Source organism: Stenotrophomonas sp. Br8 (assembly GCF_014763005.1).
Taxonomy (GTDB): Bacteria; Pseudomonadota; Gammaproteobacteria; order Xanthomonadales; family Xanthomonadaceae; genus Stenotrophomonas; species Stenotrophomonas lactitubi.
The window spans coordinates 1-23,758 of record NZ_JACGTN010000027.1 but is presented as its reverse complement, the minus strand read 5'-3'; the positions used below and the strand labels follow the sequence as shown (position 1 = coordinate 23,758).

The 23,758-nt window shown below is 65.4% G+C and carries 17 protein-coding genes; 11 read left to right on the top strand and 6 right to left on the bottom strand.

The features are described from left to right. Nucleotides 1-150: 150 nt before the first annotated feature. From H3005_RS20745 to H3005_RS20730, 4 genes are all read left to right on the top strand, one after another. A complete protein-coding gene (locus H3005_RS20745) occupies nt 151-666 on the top strand; it encodes a sigma-70 family RNA polymerase sigma factor (RefSeq protein ID WP_191078963.1) in 516 nt (171 codons plus the stop codon). Further along, on the top strand, nt 663-1,700 hold the full coding sequence (locus H3005_RS20740; RefSeq protein ID WP_191078962.1) for a FecR domain-containing protein: 1,038 nt from the start codon (nt 663-665) through the stop codon (nt 1,698-1,700). The genes H3005_RS20745 and H3005_RS20740 overlap by 4 nt, the downstream gene beginning before the upstream one ends. Nucleotides 1,701-1,838: 138 nt before the next feature. After that, on the top strand, nt 1,839-4,772 hold the full coding sequence (locus tag H3005_RS20735) for a TonB-dependent receptor (protein ID WP_191078961.1): 2,934 nt from the start codon (nt 1,839-1,841) through the stop codon (nt 4,770-4,772). Nucleotides 4,773-4,783: 11 nt separating this feature from the next. Then, nucleotides 4,784-6,379 carry an alkaline phosphatase D family protein gene (locus tag H3005_RS20730; protein ID WP_191078960.1) on the top strand — a complete coding sequence of 532 codons (1,596 nt, stop codon included), beginning with the start codon at nt 4,784-4,786 and terminating at the stop codon, nt 6,377-6,379. 55 nt (nt 6,380-6,434) lie between these two features. Here H3005_RS20730 and H3005_RS20725 read toward each other — a convergent pair whose 3' ends face one another. The 4 genes from H3005_RS20725 to H3005_RS20710 form a co-directional block, all read right to left on the bottom strand. Further along, nucleotides 6,435-8,543, bottom strand: coding sequence for a phospholipase C, phosphocholine-specific (locus tag H3005_RS20725; protein ID WP_191078959.1), 2,109 nt, complete (start codon nt 8,541-8,543; stop codon nt 6,435-6,437). A 10-nt stretch (nt 8,544-8,553) separates the two neighbouring features. After that, on the bottom strand, nt 8,554-10,932 hold the full coding sequence (locus H3005_RS20720; RefSeq protein WP_191078958.1) for a TonB-dependent receptor: 2,379 nt from the start codon (nt 10,930-10,932) through the stop codon (nt 8,554-8,556). Nucleotides 10,933-11,050: 118 nt separating this feature from the next. Then, on the bottom strand, nt 11,051-11,977 hold the full coding sequence (locus tag H3005_RS20715; RefSeq protein WP_191078957.1) for a c-type cytochrome: 927 nt from the start codon (nt 11,975-11,977) through the stop codon (nt 11,051-11,053). After that, nucleotides 11,974-13,320 carry a cytochrome c gene (locus H3005_RS20710; protein ID WP_191078956.1) on the bottom strand — a complete coding sequence of 449 codons (1,347 nt, stop codon included), beginning with the start codon at nt 13,318-13,320 and terminating at the stop codon, nt 11,974-11,976. The genes H3005_RS20715 and H3005_RS20710 overlap by 4 nt, the downstream gene beginning before the upstream one ends. 183 nt (nt 13,321-13,503) lie before the next feature. Here H3005_RS20710 and H3005_RS20705 point away from each other — a divergent pair, with 183 nt between their 5' ends. Next, nucleotides 13,504-14,655, top strand: coding sequence for an alpha/beta fold hydrolase (locus H3005_RS20705; RefSeq protein WP_191078955.1), 1,152 nt, complete (start codon nt 13,504-13,506; stop codon nt 14,653-14,655). A gap of 88 nt (nt 14,656-14,743) precedes the next feature. On the opposite strand, the gene H3005_RS20700 is transcribed toward H3005_RS20705, so the two are convergent. After that, nucleotides 14,744-15,883: an MFS transporter gene (locus H3005_RS20700; protein ID WP_100552161.1), complete on the bottom strand. Its 1,140-nt coding sequence runs from the start codon at nt 15,881-15,883 to the stop codon at nt 14,744-14,746. Nucleotides 15,884-16,277: 394 nt separating this feature from the next. Between H3005_RS20700 and H3005_RS20695 the strand changes: the two genes are divergently transcribed. The 5 genes from H3005_RS20695 (at nt 16,278) to H3005_RS20675 (ending at nt 21,752) form a co-directional block, all read left to right on the top strand. Next, nucleotides 16,278-16,976 carry a hypothetical protein gene (locus H3005_RS20695; protein WP_191078954.1) on the top strand — a complete coding sequence of 233 codons (699 nt, stop codon included), beginning with the start codon at nt 16,278-16,280 and terminating at the stop codon, nt 16,974-16,976. A 2-nt stretch (nt 16,977-16,978) separates the two neighbouring features. Further along, complete coding sequence (locus H3005_RS20690; protein ID WP_191078953.1) at nt 16,979-17,815, top strand: hypothetical protein; 837 nt, start codon at nt 16,979-16,981, stop codon at nt 17,813-17,815. A gap of 2 nt (nt 17,816-17,817) precedes the next feature. After that, complete coding sequence (locus tag H3005_RS20685; protein ID WP_191078952.1) at nt 17,818-18,609, top strand: Fic family protein; 792 nt, start codon at nt 17,818-17,820, stop codon at nt 18,607-18,609. Between the two features lie 94 nt (nt 18,610-18,703). Beyond that, nucleotides 18,704-19,399 carry an alpha/beta hydrolase gene (locus H3005_RS20680; protein WP_089240303.1) on the top strand — a complete coding sequence of 232 codons (696 nt, stop codon included), beginning with the start codon at nt 18,704-18,706 and terminating at the stop codon, nt 19,397-19,399. Nucleotides 19,400-19,556: 157 nt separating this feature from the next. Then, nucleotides 19,557-21,752, top strand: coding sequence for a TonB-dependent siderophore receptor (locus H3005_RS20675; RefSeq protein WP_191078951.1), 2,196 nt, complete (start codon nt 19,557-19,559; stop codon nt 21,750-21,752). A 54-nt stretch (nt 21,753-21,806) separates the two neighbouring features. Here the strand turns inward: H3005_RS20675 and H3005_RS20670 are convergent, their stop codons facing one another. After that, complete coding sequence (locus tag H3005_RS20670; RefSeq protein ID WP_099820122.1) at nt 21,807-22,508, bottom strand: pirin family protein; 702 nt, start codon at nt 22,506-22,508, stop codon at nt 21,807-21,809. A 140-nt stretch (nt 22,509-22,648) separates the two neighbouring features. On the opposite strand from H3005_RS20670, the gene H3005_RS20665 reads away from it, so the two are divergent. Beyond that, nucleotides 22,649-23,569 carry a LysR family transcriptional regulator gene (locus H3005_RS20665; RefSeq protein ID WP_191078950.1) on the top strand — a complete coding sequence of 307 codons (921 nt, stop codon included), beginning with the start codon at nt 22,649-22,651 and terminating at the stop codon, nt 23,567-23,569. Nucleotides 23,570-23,758: the final 189 nt, after the last annotated feature.

Sequence of the window (23,758 nt, the reverse complement as noted above, 5' to 3'; positions counted from 1 at the left end):
GACAAGCGTAGGCGGCGCATGGGTTGGCCGGTAGACAGGTGAGGGTTGGGTCTGCGCGAACCTGCGCTTTGCCCGGCGCCGCTGCAATGCGGTTGTCATCGTCGGTGTGCACCCTGCTGGGTTTTCCAGCCTCGGGGTGGTTGGTCGGTTGTGAACAGCGTCAGGATCTGGGAGAAGAGCTACGCCTTGCGGCGCCGCCTGCTGCGTGGCTTCTTCCTTCGGCGTGGTTCACAGGCTGCCGATGCCGAGGATCTGGCGCAGGAGGTCTATCTGCGCCTGCTGCGCAGCACCGGCGAAGACGCCGCGGCGATCGAGAACCCTGAAGCCTATCTGTTCGCCGTGGCAGCCAATCTGGCCCGTGAACAGGCACGCTCGCGCTCGGGCCTGCCGCAGATCGAGGATGTTGATCTGCTGGCCGAGGTACTCAGCAGCGAAGAGGACATCGAGGCTGATTTCGAGCGGGCGCAGCGCTGGAACGGAATCCGTGGCGCCATCGCGCAACTGCCGCCCACGACGCGGCGGGTGATGGAGCTGCACTACCGCGAAGGACTGGATTGCCATCAGGTGGGGGCGCAGCTGGACGTGTCGGTGCACATGGTGCGCAAGCACATCGGCAAGGGGCTGGAAGCCTGCAGGAAGGCGCTGGGCGCCGGGAAGGACGGATGAACCAGCAGGAGCCTGCAGCGATGGATGACGAGGTGGCCGAACAGGCTGCGCACTGGTTCCTGTGCAACCGCGAGGGTGACCTGAGCGCTGCGCAGCGCGCCGGGTTCATGGCGTGGATGAAGGGCTCGCCCGAGCACGTGCGCGCGTACCTGCATGCCCTGCATCTGCACCGGCAGGTGGGCGCGGCGATGACGGTGCACCCGCAGGAACAGGGAAGCAGGGCAGTGCTGCCGATGCTGCCGGCAACGGCGAAAGTGGTGCCGTTGTTTGCCGCGTCCGTGCCCGCGCCGCGCGCCGTGGTTGCAACACCAACGCGCCGGCCGCTCTGGAGGCGGGTGGCTGCGGTGGCGTGCGGACTGTTGCTGGTGGCCGGTCTGCTGCCGTGGCTGATGCCGCGCGAACAGATGCTGGTCGCCGGGCACGGGCAACTGCGTGAGGTGGTGCTGGCTGACCAGACCCAGGTGCGGCTGAATGCAGACAGCCGTCTGCGGGTGACCATCGGCTGGTTCAGCCGCCGCGTCGAACTGCTGCAGGGCGAGGCCACGTTTGATATCGCAGCGGATCGCCGGCCCTTCGAGGTACGGGTCGGTGATCTGCAGATCCGTGACATCGGCACCGTGTTCGATGTGTCGCGCCGGTTGCAGAGCACGCGTATCGGCGTGGTATCCGGCCAGGTGGAGGTCTGGACCGCCGGTGATGGGCAACGCCGGCTGGCGCAGCTGCCCGCCGGGCGGGTGGTGCAGGTCGATCATCTCAGCCATGCGGTGCAGCCGCTGGAAATACCGATGTCGATGCTGCTGGACTGGCAGCAGCGCCGGGTGTCGTTCCGTGATGAGCGGCTGGACGAGGTGGCGGCTGCGTTCAACCGGCACAACCAGGTGCAGGTGCGGGTGACCGATGACGTTGCGCGCGCGGCGCGCCTGTCGGGCAGCCTGGAGGCGCACCGGGTCGCTGCGCTGCAGGCATTCCTGCAGCGGGACGCGCGCTTCGTCATCCGCCGCGAACAGGACACGGTATGGGTCTCCAGCCGCTGATCCCGGTTGGGCGATGGGCTGTCAGAAAAAATTCATCGAATCGGCGTTCTCCACTTCCGCCGATGCCGGCTCTTACTTGGGAGAAGCCGCTGTCGAATGTCGACGCAGCAGCATTCCTCTCTCCTGCAAGGAACCGTGATGCGCAAGAAGCTCTATCTGTCGGTGGTACTGGCCTTGTCTCCCTGCCTGGGCGCACATGCGCAGGCGGTGTCGTCCAATGGGCTTGAGACCAAGGTCACTGCAGCGATCGCCGCGCAGCCATTGAGCCAGGCACTGGAGCAGCTGTCACGCAGCTCCGGCGTGCAGTTCCTGTATGCCGGCGCGGGCAATGCACCCATGGCGGGCGCGGTACCGCGGGGAGCCACCGTCAAGCAGGCGCTGGACACGCTGCTGGCCGGCACCGGCCTGCGCTACACGGTGGTGGATGGCAACGTGATCGCCATCGATGCGGCACCGGCCCAACGGGAAAACAGGCCGGCCGCACCGGCACCGCAGCAGCCGCAAGCCGTGGTCGCTCCGACGCTGGGAACGATCAAGGTGATCGCCGCCCATGAGGTGATCGATCAGAAGAAAACCTCGCCGGTGATCAAGGATTCGGTGATCTACGATGAGATGGACAGCTACGGCGATGAGACGCTGGCCGAGAGCCTGATGGCCGCGCCCGGTCTGAGTGCGGTGGAAGATGCGGGCGAACCGCGCTATGTGACCGTGCGCGGCGTGCAGGCCAATCTCAACTACACGACCATCGACGGCATCGTGATCGCAAGCGTGGGTGGCAGTGGCTCCGGCGAGCGCATGAACAACCTGCAGCTGATTCCCAGCGACATCGGCACCCGCACGGACATCTACAAGAGTTTCAGCGCCGAGCAGGCACCGGATGCCATTGGTGGTGTGATCGACATCATCAGCCGCAGTGCCTTTGACCGCTCCGGCAAGTATGTGTTCGCCGACGTGGCCGGCATCTATTCCACGGCCGAGACCAATGTGGGGCGCAGCGCGGGTGGCGACCACAAGACCCTGGGGCACTTCGGCAAGAGCGCCAAAGCGGTGTTCTCAAATCAGTTCGGTGCCGATGACCAGTTCGGCATCGTCGCTGTCGCGCGCTATGAACAGCGCTCGCGCAACAGCGTCAAGCGCTGGGTCGAATCGAACTATTACTACAGCGATGCCGGCAAGTACCTCACCGATGGCACCACCGGCCCGGACGAGGCGAAAGGCTGGAACGGCCTGCGCGCGCCGGGCAACTTCAGCACCGGCACCTACACCAACTACATCACCAACTTCGGTGGTTCGGCCAAGCTGGAATGGAAGCCGTCGGACGATCCGTTCTATGCCTCGCTGCTGCTGTACTCGTACCGGTTCTACGAGAACTCGACGATGAACAAGACCGATCTGTATGGCAACGCCAAGTTCCCGATACGCAACCAGAGCGAGGACGGCGGCACCACCCAGATCAACAGCATCTACATCAAGAACCGCCATGACCGCTGGGACCGCAGCAATCGCGGTGCGATCGCCAGCTTCAACTGGGATATCGGCGACCTTTCGCGGCTGACCCTGCGCGCCGGCCACACCGAAGAGACCTTCCACAACACCCAGGTCTACTGGGGCGTACGCGCGTACCCGAGCAACCTGTTCGTCGACTATGCCAACGACAGCCATGGCTTTCCGAACGCGGTGGGTGTCTCGGACTCCAGCCTGTTGACCAGCTCGGCGTTCAAGCTCAATCCCGCGCAGGCCTACATCTCGCCGCGCGACGCCAAGGAGAGCATCGACAACCTGCGTGCCGACTTCAGCTACAACATCGATGCCGATGCGCGCGGCTTCGGTCTCGCTGCTGGTGCCGAGTATCGCCACCTGAAGATCTGGCAGGACATCGATTTCGATTACTACAAGACCAGCGCGACCCTGAACGACTATCTGTATCCGGGTTCGACCCTGCTTGGCAGCGTCCCCGGCTTCCCGCTGATCGACAACCGCAAGTGGCATGACGAGCTGTACCCGAAGCTGGGCAACAACGATGCGGCCTACCCGAATGCCGATTTCACCAGCGACTACAAGTACGTGGAGGACATCGCCAACGCCTACGTCTCGGCGCATTACGCCTGGGACCGGCTGCTGCTGATCGGTGGCCTGCGCTATGACCACACTACCTTCGATGCGTTCAGCCCGTTCAGCGATGATGGCGGTACCACCTACACCTCGGCATTCCGCAAGAGCAGTGGCGGCTACAACAACCTGCTGCCGTCATTGAATGCGACCTTCAAGCTGAGCGAGAACCAGCGCCTGCGCTTCTCCGCCAGCCGCACGCTGGGGCGGCCGACACCCAGCAACATCGCCCAGGCCACCAGCACCAGCTGTGGCGATGACGAGCTGGGCGGAGGTTTCTGCACCATCAAGCAGGGCAATGCCTCGCTGCAGCCGCGCCGCTCGACCAATCTCGACCTGGCCTGGGACCTGTATTTCAACGGCAACAACGGCCTGGTGTCGGTCGCGATGTTCGACAAGGTGATCAAGGACGACATCTATACCCTGACCACCTTCGAGAACATCGGTGATGTCCGCTACCGGATCACCCAGCCGATGAACACCGATGAGTCGACGTTGCGCGGTATCGAGTTCGCGGTGGCAAACCGCAATCTGCAGTGGGGCCGCCAGCGCTTCGACATGTACCTCAATGCCACCCGACTGGACGGACAGACCAACTACCGCATCAGTGATGGCAGCGAGCGCCGCCTGGACCGCCTGCTGTACCAGCCGGACTGGTCGGTGAACGGCTCGGTGATCTGGCGCATGCCGTGGAAGAGCTCGCAGCTGCGCGTGTCCGGCACCTACCGCAGCCGCATGCTGGTCGACTTCGGCGATACCCAGTGGCTGGACTCGTATTACGACCCGTACATGACCTTCAACCTGGCCTTCAGCCACAAGGTCAGCAAGCACGTGACGCTGAAGTACGAGGCGAAGAACCTGTTCAATACCCAGCCGACCTACAGCACCGGTCCGAACGGACGCTTCCGCACCGAGATCGATGACTACGGTCGCTTCTTCTACTTCCACATCATCTACAACTGAGGGCGGCCGTCTTGGATACGATCAATCGCAGGCGCTTCCTTGCCCTGTCGGGTCTTTCCGCATTGGGGGCGTGGGCCGGGACGGCCCGCGCGCTGGCTGCGCAGAGCGATGCGGCAGCACTGAATCCGCGCAATCTGCTGGCCTCGCCGCGCTTTGCCAGTACGCCGTTCACCCTCGGCGTGGCATCCGGTGATCCGTCAGCCGACGGCATGGTGTTGTGGACGCGGCTGGCCACCGAGCCCCTGGTGTTCGGTGGCGGCATGCCCACCCGGCCGATGGTGGTGGGATGGCAGGTAGCCGCTGACGAGGGCATGCGCACCGTGGTGCGGCAGGGAACTTCGCTGGCCCATCCCGAACTTGGCCATGCGCTGCACGTGGAACTGGACGGCCTGCTGCCTGGGCGGCCGTACTGGTACCGCTTCACCGTGGGAGGCCATGCCAGTGCGATCGGACGCACCCACACCCTGCCAGCGGCGAACGCACCGATCAAGCGCGTGCGCTTCGCGGTGGCCGGTTGCCAGCATTTCGAAGAGGGGCACTACACGGCGTGGCGGCACATTGCCGAGGAACCACTCGATTTCGTGTTCCATTACGGCGACTACATCTACGAGGGCGAAAGCCAGACCGGCGTGCGCAAGATGAACGGTCAGCCGTTCACCAACCTGCGCAACCACGTTGGCCCACAGACCTACACGCTCGACGACTATCGCCGTCGCTACGCGCAGTACAAGACCGATACAGACCTGCAGGCGGCGCACGCCGCGTCACCGTGGTTCGTGACGTTCGACGACCATGAAGTGGACAACAACTGGGCGGGTGCCGAAGACCAGGACGGTACGCCCAGCGAACTGTTCCTGCTGCGCCGCGCGCAGGCGTTCCAGGCGTACTACGAGAACATGCCGTTGCGCGCTTCGTCGTTCCCGCGCGATGGTCATATGCAGATGTTCCGTCGCGCACGCTACGGCACGCTGCTGGACCTGCACCTGCTCGATACCCGCCAGTACCGCAGCAAGCAGGTGGACATGGCGCAGCGCGGACAGGTGGAATCTGCCGAGCGCAGCATTGTGGGTGCGAAGCAGGAGCAATGGCTGTTCGATGGCCTGGCCGATGCCGCGCCGCGTTGGCACGCGATCGCGCATCAGGTTTCGCTGGGCAACTACATGCGCGAGAAGGACGGCGTGGTGCAGTCTTCCGATGACCAGTGGTCCGGCTATCTGTCCAGCCGCCGGCGCCTGCTCGATCACATCCAGAAGGTGGGCTTCGGCAACGTGGTGACCGCCTGTGGCGATGCGCACCGTCACTATGCCAGCGATCTGGTGCAGGACAACACCGATTCCGGGGTGATCTCCAGCGAGTTCCTGGCGACCTCGATCAGCTCGGGCGCCGACGGGCAGGGCGTGGACGCGTATGCAGAGAACCAGCTGCGGCACAGTCCGCACCTGAAGGCGACGACGGACAAGCGCGGTTACGTGCTGTGTGATGTCACTCGCGATGCCTGGATCGGTGACATGAAGACCCTTGATACGGTCATGCGGCCGAACGGCACGCAGCAGAGCTGGAAGCGCTATGCAGTGGAGCACGGCCGGCCGGGGCTGCAGGAGGCCTGAGCCGGCTGTCCTGCCCTGTAGAGCCGGGCAAGCGCCCGGCTCTACGGAAGTACTTTCAGCCGTGTTCGAAGCGCAACGGTGCGGTGCCCATGGCGGGGTCGCTCGAACCAGGACGGCCATCTTCGGCACGGCCGGCCAGGCGTTGCTCGACGCCCTCCGAGTGCACGATCAGGTCGTACCAGCCTGCGGTCGGTGTCGGGTCCCAGGCCAGCACGGTTTCCGCGCCGGCCACCAGCTGCAGTTCCTGTGCCGGCATGTGGCCCGCGTAGGCGCCGCCCTGCACCTTGACCCTGCGCGCTGAAGGCGATGGATTGCGCAGCACCAGCCGCAGCTGGCCATCGGCGCGTTCCACCTGTGCATGCAGCGGCGCGAGCGTGCCCGCGCCGCGATAGTGGCGATGGAACCCATTCGGCCCCAGCAGCCAGAGGTCGTAACGACCCTGTGCATCCAGCGGCCAACGATCCTGCAACGGGGCACCTGGTACCACGGTGTAACGGCGCGGGATGGCGTCCAGGCGCAGGCGGTCATAGACATGCAGCACGGCCGTGGCGCCATCGCTGGCCAGCTGCAGGGTGAGGCCCTCGCCATCCACCGACGTGGCCTGCACGTGCGGCCGATAGGGCAGTGCCCGAGCCGGACGCACGCCCGGCTCCTGGCGGGCCGGATGCAGGCCATCGGGCAGCGCAGGCACGGTACGGCCGGGCAGGGCGGCGGCGCGCGCTGCGACGGCGGTGACATCCGGCAGCGCCTTGACGAAGGGGCGGGTGTCGCGCTGGGCGAAGTCGAAGGCGTTGCTGAGATCACCGCAGACCGCACGCCGCCACGGCGAGATGTCCGGCGCGGCCACGCCGAAGCGACGCTCGATCAGGCGCAGCACCGAGGTGTGGTCGTACACCTGCGAGTCGACCCAGCCGCCACGGCTCCACGGCGAAATCACATACAACGGCACGCGCGGGCCGAGACCATAGGGGCGACCGCGCAGCTCGGCGGCATCGTATTTCCCGTCGCCCGGTGCCGGGTTGCGGTGGTATTCGCCCTCGGTGCTGACCGCCGATGCACCGGCCCAGCCATCGCCAAGCGGGGAGGGCGGTGCCGGTGGCGGTACATGGTCGAAGAAGCCATCGTTCTCATCGAACATCAACAGCAGGGCGGTGCGGCTCCACACCTCGGGATCGGCGGTCAATGCATCCAGCAGGCGCGCGGTATAGGCGGCGCCCTGCGCGGGGCTGGACGGCCCCGGATGCTCGCTGCCGGCCGCATCGGCAATGATGAAACTGACCTGCGGCAGGCGGCCGCTGACCGCGTCCTCGCGCAGCTGCGCCAGACCACGGGTGCTGACGCCGCGTGCGCGCAGCTCCGGGTCATGCCCCGGGTCGCCGCGGTGCGCTTGGCGGAAGGTCTCGAACCCGGCCAGCGGGTTGTCGGTGAAGTTGTCGGCCATGTCCTGGTAGATCTGCCAGGACACACCGGCCTGCTGCAGTCGCTCGACATAGCTGGTCCAGCGATATGACTCCGGATAGCCGCCCTGCTCGGGGAAATTGTCGTGCGAATTGGCGATCACCGGGCCGCCTGCGCGGGCCTGGGCATCGTTGTGGCCGGTCCACAGGAACACGCGGTTCGGGTTGGTGCCGGCCTGCATCGCGCAGTGGTAGGCATCGCAGAGGGTGAATGCATCGGCCAGGGCAAACTGGAACGGCATGTCGCTGCGCTGGAAGTAGCCCATCGAATGGTTCTGCTTGGCCTTGGGCCAGTGCGCCATGCGTCCGTGGTCCCACGCCTGCTGTGCGTCAGGCCAGGTGTGGGGCGTGCCCTCCACCCGCATGTAGCCGAAGTGCGCAGCGGTATCCAACGGGAAAGGGGCGATCGCGCGTTGCCCACTGGCGTCGGGCTGCAGCCACAGGCTGCGCGGGTGGTCGCCGCCGGGCAGAGGGGGCGCTGGGGCCACGAAGCGGTCGCCGAAACCACGAACGCCCGGCAGGGTGCCGAAGTAGTGGTCGAACGAACGGTTCTCCTGCATGAACACCACGATGTGCTGCAGGTCCTGCAGGCTGCGCGTGCGTGAGGCGGGGGCGATCGCTGCCGCCCGGGCGATGCTGGGCAGCAGCGGCGAAAGGCCGGCGGCGACGCCGGCCTGCAACAGTCGGCGTCGGCCGGTATCGGTCACAGGGTCACACTCACAAGTCCACGCGGAAGGAGATGCCGACGGTGCGCGGGGCGCCGATGAAGGCGTTGTCGCGGCCGTCCACCCCTGCAAGATAGCGCTTGTCGGTCAGGTTGCTCACCACCAGGTTGGCGCCCATGCCCTTCAGGCGCGGCGACAGGGCCTGCAGGTCGAAACCGATATTAGCGTTGAACACGGTGGCCGAAGGCAGCTTGTTGACGTTGGCCGCATCCAGGTAGCGCTCGCCGAGGTAGCGACCGGACAGGCCGAAGTTCCAGTTCTCACCCTGCCAGTCGGCCGACACCACCAGGATCTGCTCGGGCTGGCCGATTACCTTGGCGCCGTCGACGATGCCCAGCTGCCTGTCGCGCGCGTCGTTGCCACTGCCCAGGTACTTGGAGCGGTTGTAGGTGTAGGCGGCATTGATGCGCCAGCCATTGTCCCAGCCGTAGCCGAAGGCCGCTTCCAGGCCGTTGCTCTCCACGCCGCCGAAGTTCTCGTAGACGCCATCGGTCTCGCCGAGGTAGTCGATGCCGCTGACCAGACCGGCCGGCAGGTAGACGATGCGGTTGTCGAACTTGATGTTGTACAGGGTGACCGAAGCGGTCAGCGGCCAGCGGCTGATGCGCATGCCCAGTTCGATGTTGTCGGCGGTTTCCGGTTCGACATTGCGGAAGCGCTGCGGATCGGTTTCACCCAACACCCCGGAGGGGATCGCCGCGAAGTTCTGCGAGTAGCCGGCGAACAGCTCCATGCCCTCCACACCCGGTGCCCAGGTGAAGCCGGTGGACAGCAGCGGATCGGACTTCGAATCGGACTTCACATTCTCGGCGGCGCCGATCACACGGCGACGGGACTGGTCGACGAAGAACTGCTTTACGCCAAGGCGTGCGCTGAACGGGCCGAAGCGGGCCACGTCCTCGACGTAGTACATCTGCTCATCGACCTTGTACTTGTCTTCGAACTGCACCCAGTAGGGCTGGTGGTCGAAGGCGATGTCCTGGCCGACGTTGAGCAGGCGGTGCCAGTCGCGGCGCACGGAACGGTCGAGCTTCTCCACCCACAGGCCACCGCGGATCGTGTTGTCGATCGCGCCGAAGGTCTGCCGCCATTCGACGTCGGCGGTGACGCCCATGCGATCGTTGTCGTAGTGGGAGTGGCGATAGGACTGTGCGCCCTGCACATTGCCGGCGTAGCAGTTGGGGTCGTACTCGGCGCTGAAGCCGAGTCGCGGCGTGCAGTTGGCCAGACGCTGGGCGGAACTGCCATCGGGGTTCACGAAGTAGATCTGGCCGCGGTTGCTGCCGCCGTAGACCGTCCTGCCGCCAAGGTATTCCGACTGCGGGCGACCGGCGCCATCGTCGCTGACATCGGCCAGGTACGGCGGCAGCCAGTCACCGCGGCCCTGCATGCGGTGCCCGTAGGCAGCCATCGAGGCTTTGAAACCGTTGCCGCCATCGAACGCCGCGCGCAGGTAGCCGAAGGTGTTCTCGCGCAGTGCGCGCGAACCGGAGCGGTAGTTCTGGTCCAGATACGGAATGCCGGTCAGGGTGCCGACCAGGCCGTCGCGGTCCGGGTTGGTGGCGAAGCCCTTCGGTGAAACGCTGGTGTACTCCGGCTCGTCGGCATCGTTGTAGGACAGGTAGCCGGTCAGGGTCCAGCGGTCCAGTTCGGTGATGAACTTGCCGGCGATGTTGTCGTTGCTGGTGTGACCGGTGCCATCGATCCAGTCATGCACGCGCGCCGAGGATGCGCTGATCCACGCGCGGGTATGTCCGCCCAGCAGGCCGGTGTCGTAGCGCACGTAGTACTTGCGCGCCTCATTGTCGCCGGCACCCACCACCATGCGCAGGCGCTGCTCCTGCAGTGGATCGCTGGTGAGGAAGTTCAGGGTGCCGCCCAGCGCTTCGTTCGAGCGCGAGGAGATATCGGCCGTGCCCTGGCTCACCTCTACCGTTTCCAGGTCGAGCGTGTCGATGTAGCGGTTGGCCAGCGAGCCGCCGCCATAGCCGGAACCGCCATTGGGCAGGCCGTCGATGGTGGTACCGATCTGCTGGGTGTCGCGGTTGGTGACGAAGCCGCGCATGCTGATCTGCGTGCCCCAGACCGACGAGCCGGTGGCATCGGCTTCGCTGACGACCACGCCGGGCACTTCGTTGAGCGCGCCATTGACGCTGCTCAGCACGGTCTGCCGGTTCAAGGTTTCCTGGCGCACCGAGGTCTTGGCATAGCTGGTGGCCTGGCCGATCACCTGCACCTGGTCCAGGGTCCGCGCGTCGGCGCTTCGCGTATCGGCGGCATCGCCCTGAGGTGCTTCAGCCAGGGCATCCAGTGCGGGAGCAATCAGCAGGGCAAGCAGCGAGATACGGGGAAAGCGCGCAATCGTTCGCATCGAAACCGGACCTTCAGGGGAGGAAAGTCCGGGAGTGTCGGCAGTGCCGATGACATGGCGGTGACGCGCAGATGCAGGGAGTGTGTTGTGTGACGGCCGGCAACACCGGCGGCGCTCCTCAGTAGCGCGCGTCCTTCGGTTTCGGGTCGCGCGGCCAGTCCTTGGTCTTGCCGGCGAAGTCCGGGCGCGGCTGGTTGATGAAGTAGCTGGCGATATCCACAGCATCCTGCTCGGGCATCACCTGCTGGCCCAGTGGCGGTTCACGGGTCACCGCCGGTGGCATGTTGTGCTTGACGAAGCCTGCGGCCTTGTACAGCCGCGCCATGCCGGCACCGATGTTGAAGCTACGCTCCCCCCACAACGGCGGGAACGCGATATCGCCGCTGGCATCGCGCTGGCCTTCTCCGTTGTCGCCGTGGCAGGCAGCGCACTGCGCGGCATACAGCGCCTGCCCACGTATCGGGTCCGGCGTCAGCGTGCTGTCGATCGGCCCTTCGCTGGGCGCGGCCACGCGTGCACCGTCCGGTACCGGGCGGCTCAGCCATGCCATGTATTCCAGCATCGCGCGCATCTCCGGTGCATCCTTGGCCAGCGGCTTGCCGTTCATCGAACGCTGCAGGCAGCCGTTGATGCGCTCGGCCAGACCGATTTCCCTGCCCGGGCGCGGCATGTAGCGCGGGTAGCTGCCACCGCCGGTGTTGAAGTAGTGATTGCCGAAGGGTCGCTTGCCCTCGGCCATGTGGCAGGAGTTGCAGTTCAGATCGTTGCCGACGTTGTCCGGCAGCAGGCGTGCGGTCTCGTTGAGCAGGCGACGGCCGAACATCACCGCGTCTGCGTTGCCGAGGCTGGCGATCTCCTCGGCACTGGGTACGTGGTACTGGCCCACCACCTGGCCGTGGCCGTCGAGGATGTCCAGGGTCCTTGCCACCTCCGCATCCAGGTCCGGGTACAGGTGCTGGTACAGCAGCGTGCCGGCACCGGCCAGCAGCACCGCAACCACTGCGCTGGCGACCAACGCTCTGGAACGCTTCTTCGAACGCCTCATTGCGCCGTCTCCTGCGGGACCACATGCACCGGCTTGTCACGCACCACCCGGCGCATGCGCGCCACGTCCAGTTCGCTGACCGCGCTGGCCTGGTTGCCCCAGCTGTTGCGGATGAAGGTGAGGATGTCGGCGAGCTGCGCATTGGGCAGCTGCTCGAAGCCCGGCATGGTGAACGCCATCCGGTCATGCGGCGTGTGCGGCGTGCGTCCACCGATCAGGGTTACCTGCACCAGCGAGCTGGGATCGTCGGCGAACACGATGGAGTTGCCGGCCAGGGCAGGGTAGACCCATGGCATGCCACGTCCATCTGCACGATGGCAGGCCTGGCAGTGTTCGGCGTAGGCCAGCGAACCGGCCACCCGGTAGTCACCGCCGCGCAGTGCGGCAGTAGTGGTGTCGGTGCCCGGCGTCCACTGCGCGCTGCGGCCTTCGCGTGCTGGCAGCTGCTTCAGATACCGCGCCATCGCCAGCAGATCGGCGTCGGACAGGTACTGCGTGCTGTGCTCGACCACATCGGCCATACCACCGAAGGCCGCGGAACGATCGGTACGGCCGGTGCGCAGGAACTCGACGATCTCGGCTTCGCTCCAGCTGGCGAGGCCAGTTGATTCGTTGCGCAGGTTCTTCGCATACCAGCCTTCCAGCACCGATCCGGACAGGAACTGGCGGCTGCCGTCATCGGCCATCGCTTTTTCCTGGAAGGCCAGCCCGCGTGGGGTATGGCACGCGCCGCAATGGGCCAGGCCTTCGACCAGTTCGGCGCCGCGTTGCTGGCCGGCATCCAGGGTTGGATCAGGGATGAAACTGCGCGGGCGCGCGAACAGCAGCTGCCACCAGGCAAGCGGCCAGCGCATGTTGGCCGGCCATGGAATGGTGCTGTCAGCGTTGTCCTGCCGGACCGGCTGCACTGCGCCCATGAAGTAGGCATACAGCGCCTTGATCTCGGCATCGCTGGCGATCACGTACGAGGCGTAGGGCATTGCCGGATACAGCGGCTGGCCGTCATGGCGGATGCCACGCCGCACCGCGCGCTCGAAATCCGCATAGTCGTACGCGCCGATGCCGGTATCCGGGTCCGGGGTGATGTTGGTCGAATACAGCGTGCCCATCGGTGTCTGCATGCCAAGCCCACCGGCGAAGGGCTTGCCGCCGGGTGCGGTATGGCAGGCGGCGCAGTCGGCGGCACGCGATAGATACCGGCCCTGCTCGATCAGGGTCGGGTCGTGGATATCGACCTCGGCCTGTTGCCGTGGGGCGAACCAGTACGGTGTGCTGCGGGCGATGCCGTAGGCGGCGGCCAATGTGGCGGCCAAGGCAATGGCGAGCTTGAGCGGGGTGCGCATGCTGGCACTGTGGCCATTCGTGCGAAGGCGTTCATTGATCCGGATCAATGCTTTGGCCGGTCGCTACATTGTGACAAGCTGAATCGATCCTGCGCTGTCATCAACCCGTCATCCAGCTGCGATAGATGGCGTCGGGCGCGACCGCTAACCTGCCACGCTGTCGCACTTTTCCCCTGACTGCCCATGAAGCGCCTGCTGCTGCTTTTGCTGGCGTGCGCCGGCCTGTGGCTGGCTGCATGCTCTTCTTCGATGACCGCCTCGTCCACCTCGCTCAGCGACCGCCTGATCGCGCCCGGTGGCGTTTCGACCCTGCTTGATCAGCCGCGTATCGCCGCAGCGGTGGCTGCGTTGCCGAACCGGCATGGTTTCGCTGCGGGCCGTGATGGCGTGCCGATCTTCTGGCGTGCTTTCGACCCGGGCGACTATGGCGCGCGCTACCACTACCTGCCGCAGCAGCACCAGAACGGCCTGCCGCTGGATACCGGGCTGAGCCTGGCGGTACCGCAGCCGTTCCGCGCGCAGGCGCCGCGTGGCACCGTGGTGCTGCTGCACGGCTGGATGATGAACGGCGATTCGATGCTGCCGTGGTCGCTGCAGCTGGCCGAGTCGGGCTACCGCGTGGTCACCCTGGACCTGCGCAACCATGGCCAGTCCGGCGCGGGTCCCTCCGGCTACGGCACCTATGAATCGGACGATGTGGTGGATGTCATCGCCGAACTGCGCGCGCGCGGCGAAGTGACTGGCCCGCTGTACCTGTTCGGAGTTTCCTATGGCGCTGCCACCGCACTGTTCACCGCTGACAAGCTGGGTGACCAGGTGGCCGGCGTGGTAGCGATGGAATCGTTCGCCAATGCCGGCGTAGCGATCCGCACCATGATTCCGCATCTGATGGCCCTGCAGCCGGAAGGCTTGAAGGCACAGGCCATCGCCTCGTATGCACGCTGGCGCTACGGCGGCCAGGACATCAACCAGGTGGTGGCCGCCGCCAGCCGCCGCATCGACGTGGACCTGGACCAGGTGGACGTGGCACGCGCGCTGGCCGATACCCGTGCCTGCGTGCTGCTTCTTCATGGACAGGGCGACCAGCACATTCCGGTCAGCCAGGGGCGTGCGCTGGCACAGGCCAACCCGCGTGCGCACTACATCGAGATGCGCGGCGAAGATCACATCACCCTGCCGCTGCGGTTGGACCTGCTGGCCGGCGTGGTGGATGACTGGATGGCGCGGGACGAGCACCACCCGAAGTCCGCGTGCCCAGCGCCCCAATTGCCCGCACAGGCCGAGTGGCTGGTGCACGGCGTCGATGCACCGGCAAAGACCCCAGCGCGCAGCTGAGCCTTCAAAAAAGGGGACGGAGGGGATTAAGTCGCATTCGGCCTGCTAGTGCAGGAAACGACTTAATCCCCTCCGTCCCCTTTTTGCTTCAGGGCAGGCGGCGCGCCAGCGAACGCGCCGATGCCGCGACGCCCAGCAGCATCGCCGCCACGCACAGGAAGGCAAAGCCCAGGCTGGTGGCATGGGCGAGCGCGCCGATCGCTGCAGGGCCTGCAAGGATGCCGGCGTAGCCCAGGGTGGTGACTGCGGTGATCGCAATGCTCTCCGGCATCGCGCGCTGCTGGCCGGCCATCGAGAACAGGGCGGGCACGATGTTGGCGCAGCCCAGGCCCACCAGCACGTAGCCGAACAGCGCCATCGCGAAGGAGGGCACCAATGTGGCCAGTGCGAAACCGCCCGCCGCGGTGATGCCACCAATGACGATGGTGCGGGTGCGGCCAAGGCGCTCGACGATGCCATCGCCGAACAGGCGCATCGCGGTCATCGCCAGCGTGAACACGGCAAAGCCGGCACCGGCCTGGTCGCGCGGCACCTGCCGCACTTCGGCCAGGAACACCGCACTCCAGTCGAGCATCGAGCCCTCGGCCAGGAACACTACGAAGGCGAGCACACTGATGAACAGCACGACGCCATGCGGCACGGCCAGCATCGGGCCGTCATGCAGGATGCGCTGCGGGCGCCAGTGCGGTGCCGACAACAGGGCCACCAGCAGCATCGCCGCCACGGCAACCAATGACGCCAGCCACAGCGGAGTGCCGAGCACCAACAGGCCGGTCATGCAGCCTGCGCCGACGAAGCCACCAATGCTGTAGAACGCGTGGAAGCCGGACATCATCGGGCGTCCCGCATCGCGCTCGACGGCCACCGCCTGCATGTTCATCGTGCAGTCCATCGCGCCCACACCCGCACCGAACACGAACAGCGTCGCCCCCAGTGCCAGCGGCGTGGGGGTGAGCGTCAGCAGCGGCAGCGCGAGCAGAATCAAGGCCGTGGTGGTGATCATCAAGCGGCGCGAGCCCAGGCGCGCGGTCAACGCACCTGCCAGCGGCATCGCCAGCAATGAGCCCAGCCCCAGGCACAGCAGCAACCCGCCGAGGCTGGCATCGGACAACCCGGCCTTGGCCTTGGCGTAGGGCACCATCGGTGCCCAGGCAGCGGTGGCAAAGCCGGGAATGAAGAATGCAGCGCGGGTGGCGTGCTGCTGGGCGCGGGGAGAAGAAGGCGTCATGCGCGAGGAAGGCTGCAGAGGATCCCTTTATGAAAACGTTTTCACGGGGCCCGGGCAAGTGCCATGCATGACATCGAATGTCGAATACGAATGCATCGTCGTGATTCCTCTGGTTTTCCATTGTGAGTAACGCATTCGGGCCATTGTGGCGTTGGTACCTGCAGCAACGGTGCGCTGCGTCGATGCTCGCGCAACGGCTCGCGCGGATGTCGCGCGCATGGAAGTGTGATCCTCCGCCAGCTTTGCACCAGCAGGAGCGGAATCCTTGGCGGAAGCAAGGACATTTCCTGATACAGGGCCCACGAAGCACCTCCTAAGGTCTCTCCGTCGCGCAGAAGCGACCGGTGCAGGGAATCCCTGCTCACCGCGTTTCCATTCACGGAGGAGATCGTCAATGAACTCATCGCGCGCGCTGAAGCTGGTCGTGGCCAGCGTTCTTGGGCTGGGAGGCGGCGCCGTTGCAGACGGCGCAATAGCAGGAACCAGTACCTGCACGGGTTCGGGGTGCTGGGTCTATCCGCCCTTCCTTCCAAACCCTGGTGGGGGCGGTGGTGTTGGAGGTGGCTGGGGCGGTGGTGACGGTTCGTCCGATCCGCGCGATGAGTATCACAAGATCTCATGGTGTACCGATGCCCCGGGCTACGCGTGGGACGGTCATGGCTGTGATCTCTACAACCCGCCGGTTCTGACGGTGAATGGCTGTGGCACGGCGGGTGGCGTACCGGTGCCGGATTTTCTGGTTGCACCTGGGGCATTGCAGGGCGGTGCGGCGGCGTTCGGAGCGATGTTCAAAGCGGCCTGTGATGCGCATGACATGTGCTACGGAACCCATGGCAATGACAAGCATCAGTGCGATGAACGTCTTCGGCAGGACATGATCGCGGATGGGCAGCAGAAGCTCGGCGGTGCATTCCCGGCATTAGGTGTATTCGTGATAGGCCAGGCCACGGCGTATGCAAGGTTTCTGCAGTGGGAGTGGATCGAGCCCTGGACTTCCCAGCCGGCCTATGACCGGTCGCAGATGGACGCGGCCTGCCGTACATCCAGCGCTGCCTTCAAGAACTACTGCGATCATCTCGGGTTCGGGAGCTGACCATGAAGTTCAGCTGGAAGGCTGCAAGCCTGTTGGCGGTCCTGATCTGCGGTGGCGGACTGTGGCTTCTGGATTCATATGTCGGGGAGGATGTCGATCCGCTGCAATCGGCAGATCATGAGGATCATTTACTGCAACCCTACAGCGACGCGATGGCGGGGATGAAGGCGCATCGTGACGCCGAAGCCATGGCATCCATGAAGAAACCACCGCAGCAGCGCACACTGACGGTGCGGGAGGCGTTTGCTGGCGATCCCCGTCTGATCGCGTTGTCGGTTGAAGAGGCGGCATGGATGGATCGGCATCACTACCCGAAAGCTGCCGACTTGGCAGAGGCAGAGTCGGTCGATCCGCGACAACTGGCAGGAACCCGCGATCCGCGGCTTTTGACGATAGCGGGTTCTGCATTCAAGAAGCGTGGTGAGTACATGCTGGCCATGAGCCAGCATTTCGATGCCGGTGCTCATGGTGCTTTGTATGCCTATCAACAAGGTGCGGTTGCCGAGCGCGCGCTCTACGAGGAGCGCTTTGGACCTACGAATCGGGATAGTGCCGGCGTACTTCGAGCTCGCCTGGAGGTGCCACTGGCGCTGGGGGATCACACCGTGCAGTACCTGATGGATACCGTAATGGCCGACGTGGACGCCATGGCGTCACCGAAGCAGGTGCAGATCCAGTCTCGTGAGTTCCTGCGCGCGCTTGCCGAAGATGCTCGACTGCAGGGGTTGGCACCGCCCAGTGTGGATCCACGCCCGAACGCAGCGCAGTGGAACGACCTGTATCAACTGAGCCGATCGGGCGTCGCAGACCAGCTGGTTACCATCTACGAGCGCCAGTAGCCATGGATATCACCTTCACCTGCAGCAGTCAGTGGATTGCTGATGCCTTTACCGAGCTGCGCCTGGCGTGTGATGTCCCGCTTCGGCGGGACATCACCTGTCCGTTGCCAGTAGTAGCCGCTCTGCTGCTGCATGATTCATTTGATCATTCCGAGGTTTTTGAGCGGAACCTGGAACGTCATGAGCGGCTGCACGCGCAGGGAATACTCGAACTGTCGCTCGACCGGGCGCTCAGTGCATGCACGCTGGGGCAGCTATCGACGGCACTGGAAACGATCACCTGCATGCGCCCGGTGCAGCGCATGCAGGGGATTGGGATCGTGACGCAGAATTCCTACAGTCGACGGTTCCGCGCACCGCCAGCGGTGGAGGCCATGCGAGCGTCGGTGCGCTTGTTCAACGCACGGCGTCGGCATGCGGAACGGTCGGGTATCGAGCGGGCACTGGCCACCTATCTGGTGCTGTTGTCGATCCATCCGTTTGCCGATGGCAATGGGCGCACGGCACGCATGCTGTTTGCCGCCGATGTGCTTGCGCATGATGGCCACGCCGCGCCTCGGTTGATGCTGGGCCTGATTCTGCTGCACCGTGGGCGGGGACGGCTGTTCCACCTCGCTGCCATGTGCGCCCGCACAGGTGACTTTTCGATGCTGGCAACGTGCTACGGCGAGGCATTGTCGTTGGCTGACACATTTCTCCCAGCGCTATGCCCGCAACATGGTCGGCTGGCAGTGCTCGAGGAGTATCAGAAGATCGATGCACTGTTGAAGCGCACACCAGAACCGCACGTCTGAATTCCGACTCCAAAGCCTCACCAGGGATTAACGTCGCCTGCGCAAAGTAGCCCGACGGTCGGCATTCCGCCCGGCCGCTGCCGGAGATCAGCGCATGAGCACCACACCGACCATCCTCCTCGTCCATGGCTTCTGGGGCGGGGCCGCACACTGGGCCAAGGTGATCCTGGAACTGCACCGCAAGGGCCACGACCAGGTGAAGGCGGTCGAACTGCCGCTGACCTCGCTGGTCAACGACGCCGAGCGGACGCGCCGGATGATCCGCCAGATCGATGGCCCGGTCGTGCTGGTCGGGCACTCGTATGGTGGCGCGGTGATCACCGAAGCCGGCAACCAGCCCAACGTGCAGGGCCTGGTCTACATCGCCGCGTTTGCGCCGGACAGTGGTGAGAGCCCCGGCGGCATTACCCAGCAGCACCTGCCCGAAGCGGCACCGAACCTCGCCCCGGACAGCGATGGCTATCTGTGGCTGCGTGCCGACAAGTTCCATGAGAGCTTCTGCCAGGATCTCAGCGCCGACGAAGGCTGGGTGATGGCGGTGACCCAGAAGGCGCCGCTGGCCAGCACCTTCGGCGATGCAATCAGCGATCCGGCGTGGAAGCACAAGCCGAGCTGGTACCAGCTTTCCAGCCAGGACCGGATGATCTCGCCACAGAACCAGAAGGCCATGGCCGAACGCATGCAGCCCAAGCGCCTGCTGCAGCTGGAAGCGAGCCATGCCTCGCTGGCCTCGCATCCGGCCGAGGTGGCGGCACTGATCCTGGAGGCGGTGGCGGCCGTCGACGGCTGACGTTTGCCACGGGGCAGCGCCTGCTCAGACCCGGGCGCCACCCACGACAGCGGGGGCGCAGGAGAGTAAACTCCTGCGCCTGCGGCCCTTGGCCGCCATTCCCCCCTTCCCCTCGAGCCGCCGCCAGAGGATCCCACCCCTTCGTGGAGGTCCCGTCGTGTCGTCTGTGCCTGTCCGTTTTTCCGTGCTCTCCCTGCGTCGTCGCCCGTTGGCGAGGGCCCTTGCCCATGGTCTTCTGCTGAGCTCAGTGGCCGCTGCCGGCGCCGCCTCGGCGCAATCCGCACCGGCTGAAGAGGAGGGCAAAACGCCCTCGCAGACCCTGCAGACCGTGCAGGTCACCGCCAACCAGCTGGGCACCATCACCGAAGGCAGCGGCGCCTATACGCCGGGCACCATCGCTACCGCCACCCGCCTGGTACTGACGCCGCGACAGACCCCGCAGACCATCAGCGTGATCACCCGTGCGCAGATGGACGACTTCGGCCTGGATGGCATCGATGACGTGATGCGGGTGACCCCGGGCATCAGCATCGTCACCTACGACAGCGAGCGCACCGAATACTACGCACGTGGGTTTGCCGTGCAGAACTTCCAGTACGACGGTATCCCGATGTCGCGCGACTCGGCCTATTCCGCGGGCAATACGCTCAGCGATACCGCGATCTACGACCGCATCGAAGTGCTCAAGGGTGCCACCGGCCTGCTGACCGGCATGGGCGATCCCGGCGCGACCATCAACCTGGTGCGCAAGAAGCCGGGCAAGGAATTTGCCGGCAGTGCGACGCTCGGCGTCGGCCGCTGGGACGACTACCGCGCCGAAGTCGATGTCGGCGGCCCGCTGACGGCCGACGGCCGCGTGCGTGGGCGCGCGGTAGGTGCCTGGCAGGACAAGCATTCCAATCTGGATTTCTACCAGCGCACCAGCAAGGTCGGCTATGCCGTGCTGGAAGCCGATCTGGGCGAACGCACGCTGCTGACCGTGGGTGGCGACGTGCTGGAGAGCGATCCCAAGGGCTCGACCTGGGGCGGCATTCCGTTGCTGGACAGCCAGGGCAATTTCAATGACATGCCGCGCTCGTTCAACAACGGTACCCGCTGGAGTGGCTGGCGCCAGTACGTGCGCACCGGCTTTGCCACGCTGGAACATACGTTCGACAACGACTGGGTGGCCAAGCTGCAGCTCAACCACCAGGTCAATGGCTACGATGCCGCGCTGGCGGGTGCGGCCGGCGGCAATCCCGATCCGGTCACCGGCGAAGGCGTCTCGCTGTGGCTGGGCAAGTACGTCGGCAAGACGGTCAGCAACGCTGCCGACTTCTACCTGAGCGGCAACTTCGGCCTGTTCGGTCGTCAGCATGAACTGGTGGTCGGCGGCAGTGCGTCGCGCAAGCGCTGGACCAACACCGGTTATTCGCCGCAGCCCGGCTATCCGACCGCCGTTGCCGACTACAACAGCTGGAAGGGTGATATCCCAGAACCGGAATGGCAGCGCGGTTACGGCAACAATGAAGTGACCCGCGAGAACGGCCTGTACGTGGTCGGTCGCTTCGATGTGGCCGACCCGTTGAAGGTGATCGTCGGCAGCCGCCTGGCCAGCTACCGTTCGCCGCAGACGCGCGAGACCGGCGTGTTCGTGCCGTATGCCGGCGTGGTCTACGACCTTGGCGAGCACTATTCGGTGTATGCCAGCTACAGCACCATCTTCAAGCCGCAGGGTGAGCGCGACGAACAGGGCAAGGCACTGGATCCGCTGGAAGGCCGCAGCTATGAAATGGGTCTGAAGGCGGAGTTCTTCGACGGCCGCTTCAATGCCAGCGCGGCGCTGTTCCAGCTTGACCAGGACAACTTCGCCCAGCCTACCGGTGGCAAGACGCCGACCGGCGATATCGCCTATCGCGGATTGATGGGGGTGCGCACCAAGGGCTACGAACTGGAGTTGTCCGGACAACTGGCCGAGGGCTGGCAGGTGCAGGGCGGCTTTGCGCACAAGATCGCCCGCCAGGCAGGGACCAAGGTGTCCACGCTGGAGCCGGAAAACCAGTTCAGCCTGCACACCAGCTACCGCCTGCGCGGCGACTGGCAGGGGCTGACCGTCGGTGGCGGCGCGCGCTGGCAGGATTCCACGTTCGGCACCATCACCAACCCGGCCAATGGTGCGTCGGTGGTCCATCGCACCCAGCCGTACTGGCTGCTGGATGCCATGGCGCGCTACCAGTTCAACGATCGCCTGTCGGCCACCGTCAACGTCAACAACCTGCTGGACAAGCGCTATTACACGATCTTCAGCTGGTACAGCACCTACACCTGGGGCGAGCCGCGCAACGTGCGGCTGGCGGTGACGTACAAGTTCTGATCGCGTTGCCACATGACAGGCCCGCGATGCCGGACGGCATCGCGGGCGTGTGGGTCACAGCGGCAGGTCGAACACCAGCACTTCGGCGTCGTTGCCGTTTTCCAGGGTCAGCTGTGCCTCGTCGCTGACCTGCAGCGCGTCACCCGCTTCCAGGGTGATGCCGTTGACCTGCAGCTGGCCCCGCGCCACCTGCACATACGCGCCGCGGCCGGCAGCCAGGGCGTGATGCAGCTTCTGCTCGCCATCGAGGATGGTGGCGAAGATGCGCGCATCCTGATGGATATGCAGCGAGCCATCGGCGCCATCTGGCGAGGCGATCAGGCGCAGCTGGCCGCGCTTGCTCTCCGGCGTGAAGTGGGTCTCCTCATACGACGGCGTGATGTTCTCGGTCTGCGGGAAGATCCAGATCTGCAGGAAATGCACCGGATCGGTGGCCGAATGGTTGAACTCGCTGTGGCTGACGCCGCTGCCGGCGCTCATGCGCTGCACGTCGCCATAGCGCAGCACCGAACCGGTGCCCATCGAGTCCTTGTGTTCCAGTGCGCCGCCCAGCACGTAGGAGACGATCTCCATGTTGCTGTGGCTGTGGGTGCCGAAGCCCTGTCCGCCGGTAACCTTGTCTTCGTTGATGACCCGCAGCGGGCCGAAGCTCACATAGCGGGGGTCGTAGTAGCTGGCGAACGAGAAGGTATGGCGCGAGGACAGCCAGCCATGCTCGGCCAGGCCACGGGTAGCGCTCTTGCGGATCTGCAGCATGATGGAATCTCCTTGTTCGATGGTTTCGATGGGGCGGGGTGGGCGGGTAGCCGCTGTGTTTCCCCGTTGAAGAGAAGTATCCGCTTGCACCTTGGGTTTGAAAAACGGATAGTTTTGAAAGCCATCATCGAAAATTTCGAATGCTCAAGCTCAGCCTCGATGCCCTGCAGATCCTGGACGCCATCGACCGCCGAGGCTCCTTTGCCGGCGCCGGCAAGGCCCTGCACAAGGTGCCCTCGACCATTTCCTACACCGTGGCCAAGCTGGAAGAGGACCTTGGGGTGCAGCTGTTCGACCGGATCGGCCCGCGGGCGGAACCGACCGAGGCCGGGCGCGCGTTGCTGGAGGAGGGCAGGCACCTGCTGCGTGCGGCCCGGGAGCTTGAGCTGCGGGTACGGCGGGTAGCCTCGGGCTGGGAGGCTGAATTGACCATGGCGGTGGATTCGGTGTTCCCGACCTGGCTGTTGGGGCCGGATATTGCTGCGTTCCGTGAGGTGGCGGCGCCAACCCGATTGCGGCTGTTCGGCGAAGCGTTGTCCGGTACCTGGGAAGCGCTGCTGGACCGGCGCGCCGACCTGCTGGTGGGGGCGCCGGGCGAGGGGCCCAGTGGCGGGGGCTATGTGGTCGAACCGTTGGGCAGCGTTGGTTTCGTGTTTGCGGTGGCATCGAGCCATCCGCTGGCGGCCGCGCCGGGTGTGCTGGGCCGCGAGCAGTTGGCGCCGTATTGCGCGATCGCGGTATCCGATTCGGCACGGCGGCTGCTGCCGCGAACGGTGGGCCTGTTGATGGGCCAGGAGACGTTGACCGTGCCGGACATGGCCAGCAAGTTGAAGCTGCAGTGCCAGGGGCTGGGATTCGGTTTCCTGCCCGAGCCCTGCGCGCGCGCGGCGGTGGCACGTGGCCAGCTGGTGATCCGTGAGGTCGAGGAGCACAAGCCGGAAGAGACCTTCTGGCTGGCGTGGCGCACCGGCGAAGATGGCGCGGCCCTGCGCTGGTGGCGCGAACGCCTGCGACGGCCGGAGCTGCTGGCGCAGTGGTGGCAGACGATGGCAGAGGGGTAGGGTTCGGCAGGGCTGCGCCCTGCACCCGCCGAGGCAACAGCAACAGCAACAGCAACAGCAACGGTAACAGCCAAAGCCAAAGCCAAAGCAACAGCGGGTATTCCGTGGGATGGCGGGGTGGGTCCGGTTGCGGGGGACGCCGCAAGTACGTCCCTGTAGGCTTGGGCGCGCCATCCATGGCGCTTACAC

Coding starts and splice junctions, on each gene's coding strand:
- H3005_RS20685 (WP_191078952.1), top strand. CDS start 17,818: ATGGATATCACCTTCACCTGCAGCAGTCAGTGGATTGCTGATGCCTTT.
- H3005_RS20680 (WP_089240303.1), top strand. CDS start 18,704: ATGAGCACCACACCGACCATCCTCCTCGTCCATGGCTTCTGGGGCGGG.
- H3005_RS20710 (WP_191078956.1), bottom strand. CDS start 13,320: ATGCGCACCCCGCTCAAGCTCGCCATTGCCTTGGCCGCCACATTGGCC.
- H3005_RS20735 (WP_191078961.1), top strand. CDS start 1,839: ATGCGCAAGAAGCTCTATCTGTCGGTGGTACTGGCCTTGTCTCCCTGC.
- H3005_RS20720 (WP_191078958.1), bottom strand. CDS start 10,932: ATGCGAACGATTGCGCGCTTTCCCCGTATCTCGCTGCTTGCCCTGCTG.
- H3005_RS20665 (WP_191078950.1), top strand. CDS start 22,649: ATGCTCAAGCTCAGCCTCGATGCCCTGCAGATCCTGGACGCCATCGAC.
- H3005_RS20705 (WP_191078955.1), top strand. CDS start 13,504: ATGAAGCGCCTGCTGCTGCTTTTGCTGGCGTGCGCCGGCCTGTGGCTG.
- H3005_RS20690 (WP_191078953.1), top strand. CDS start 16,979: ATGAAGTTCAGCTGGAAGGCTGCAAGCCTGTTGGCGGTCCTGATCTGC.
- H3005_RS20740 (WP_191078962.1), top strand. CDS start 663: ATGAACCAGCAGGAGCCTGCAGCGATGGATGACGAGGTGGCCGAACAG.
- H3005_RS20700 (WP_100552161.1), bottom strand. CDS start 15,883: ATGACGCCTTCTTCTCCCCGCGCCCAGCAGCACGCCACCCGCGCTGCA.
- H3005_RS20695 (WP_191078954.1), top strand. CDS start 16,278: ATGAACTCATCGCGCGCGCTGAAGCTGGTCGTGGCCAGCGTTCTTGGG.
- H3005_RS20670 (WP_099820122.1), bottom strand. CDS start 22,508: ATGCTGCAGATCCGCAAGAGCGCTACCCGTGGCCTGGCCGAGCATGGC.
- H3005_RS20715 (WP_191078957.1), bottom strand. CDS start 11,977: ATGAGGCGTTCGAAGAAGCGTTCCAGAGCGTTGGTCGCCAGCGCAGTG.